This is a genomic window from Hallella colorans, assembly GCF_003096815.1.
GTDB lineage: Bacteria > Bacteroidota > Bacteroidia > Bacteroidales > Bacteroidaceae > Prevotella > Prevotella colorans.
The window spans coordinates 1-2,348 of the sequence record NZ_QENY01000049.1; the positions used below are offsets into that span (position 1 = coordinate 1).

2 protein-coding genes are annotated in these 2,348 nt (G+C 42.0%); both read right to left on the reverse strand.

What is annotated here, in order from left to right:
- Positions 1 to 78: 78 nt before the first annotated feature.
- Entirely contained in the window at positions 79 to 1,938 is a 1,860-nt protein-coding gene (locus C7379_RS12490; RefSeq protein WP_133241909.1) for a hypothetical protein, read from the reverse strand.
- Positions 1,939 to 2,081: 143 nt separating this feature from the next.
- Positions 2,082 to 2,246, reverse strand: coding sequence for a hypothetical protein (locus C7379_RS12815; RefSeq protein ID WP_165815077.1), 165 nt, complete (start codon positions 2,244 to 2,246; stop codon positions 2,082 to 2,084).
- Positions 2,247 to 2,348 lie beyond the last annotated feature (102 nt).

Sequence of the window (2,348 nt, forward strand, 5' to 3'; positions counted from 1 at the left end):
CTGATTTCAATAATGTCAAAGAACTCGATTGTCCCCTCTTTCCGGGGTTATTTGATTAATATTTAACTGGTCCCTATTTTAACGGGACACTAATGTCCCAAAGTCAAAACTCACCTTGTTGCTTTGGTTATCACAACTGTATTCAACCAAGACTCCCTCGCCAAACCCATGGTCTCTTCTCGGCTTATAAGTCATCAAGTTGTCATCTTCAATTGTGATCTCTGTGTCTTTTGTTCTTCCGCATTGGTCTTTTAGCGTAAACACATAATCTCCTGCCGGTAAATCTCCGATGTTGTAGTGGCCGTTTGGCTTAGTGAAGTCTATCGTCTGCGGGAAGTTAATTGTTTTTTGGTATTCGTGGTCGTCACCAAAATCAGTGATCATAAAGTTCTTCTTGCCATCAGGCCTGTTTACAATCACTTGGAAAGGACCTTCCAAGTTGATAGTAGAGAAAACGATGCCGGCTGTATTGCCGTGGATACCCAAACTCTTTCTTTGAAATGTCCTATAGCGCGGTTTTGACGCATAATAAGCCATATCCGGCTTGGGATCACTAAAAATAAATTCGCGTTCAAAATCTGTTTGCGGATTACCTGTGGAATAAACCATCTTGTACACACCAGGCCCAGGTAAATAGAATGTGAATCTTTTTTCGATATCAAATTGTTCTGTCCACATGGGGACCTCCATCAAAGCCTCAGAAGGATAGGTGTGATCGGCGTTTCGCTTATAGATTTTTGCATTGCGATGCTCCTCGTCCATAAAATAATAAACATGCTGACCACCCAAAGACTTCCTTCCTTCAAAACTATAAGTCACTTTATAAGATGTATCTTTCCATCCACAATCATCTGTCGGTGTTCCATACGTCCATGCTCCGAACCACAACATATTCCTCACAGTAGTGTCCCAAATACTGAAAGAACCTGTTTGCTCTCCTTCACAAAGCTGCGTATATTTAATTGGATAACTCCCATTCTTGTCGAATTTTAAGTATTCTTTGCCAAAGGGGATTTTAAAGAAATAACGATAATAACTGCTCGAAAATTTAGTGGTATAAGCGGGGGCATATTCCAATGGATACCAATTTCCATCATCACCTTTAATTTTAACAGTTTCGACCAACTTATCTAATGCTTCCTTCAAGCCTTTCTCGTCATCGCATGATATCTTAAAAGACTTATAGTAGTCGAATGTGTCCTTCCCCGTGCGCTTGACAAAATAATTGGTTCCGTCTGAATAGAATTTAGGAGAAACAGAACTGATAGAACCGATGGAAGCAGAGGCTTTCCTGCTCTTAACATCGGTCACCTCAACGGTCACTTCGTCGCCATCTACTAAATTGTCGATCACCCAACCCCTATCGGAGGAATTATCTTTAGTTCTGATGTCGCTTCCTCCTCTATGATGTTTAATGGTTGCTTTATAACTGAACGGTTTTGCTCCTCCAGCCAACTCAACATTTACATATCCCAGAGAGCCGCATGTCACATTCTTTTTTGTCAGGGTTAATTTCGGAGCCGGCGGTTCCGGCAATTCCTTCACCTGAATGTCATGCAAATAAGTGTGTCCACTGCCATCTGTTTGTTGGAAATACACCTTATAGTCGCCTGCCTTGACGTTGTTCCATGTGATTTCCCAAACGTTGGGATTTGTGGATTTTTGTGTGAGCACATTGTCCAACAACTGTGTGGTTTCACCCATCACCAGTTTGTTTTCATCCGACGCCAAGCGCAATTGCGCCTGTCCGTTGGGAGCTTCGTTGTCTTTGAGCGTAACGGTCAGCGTGATGCTGCTGACTTTGTCACCTCCCACGTCCACTTTCGACACCTTACTGTTCGAAGGAGTCACGTCCACATACTCAAAAGCCGACATGGGCAAGCAGAAAACCAAGAGCATGAAGACTGTAGATGCGGTTATGTGTAAAAACTGCTTCATGTTTGTCATAAAATTAAATCGAAGAAAAAATCCGATGTGTTTATGGTTTTGTTATGGAGAAATAAATGATTATTTTTACTGTTTGTACATAGTGGTCTCCTCCGCTACCTACCACAGCATCATAGCTTGAGCCAACAACCTGTTTAGGGATTGGGCCATTTCCAACTTTGGGAATCTTCATCCCAAACCATTCCGTCTTGATAATCATCACCCTGCACCTCTGCATCGTTCTGCGATCCTATATTCGGACCAACAATTTGCATAGGAAGCAACACGATAGATGGCTTCAAATACTTCTTTCTGTACATTTTATTTTATTGCTGTCCGGTAAAACTCAAAAGAGCATAAATATCCTCCCCGAAGCCCAGTAAAATTGGACTTCGGGGTTTATTTTTTCAAAAGTAAGCCCC

Bases quoted from the DNA above. Each gene is read 5' to 3' on its own strand.
- C7379_RS12490 (WP_133241909.1), bottom strand. From the start codon at position 1,938: ATGAAGCAGTTTTTACACATAACCGCATCTACAGTCTTCATGCTCTTG.
- C7379_RS12815 (WP_165815077.1), bottom strand. From the start codon at position 2,246: ATGTACAGAAAGAAGTATTTGAAGCCATCTATCGTGTTGCTTCCTATG.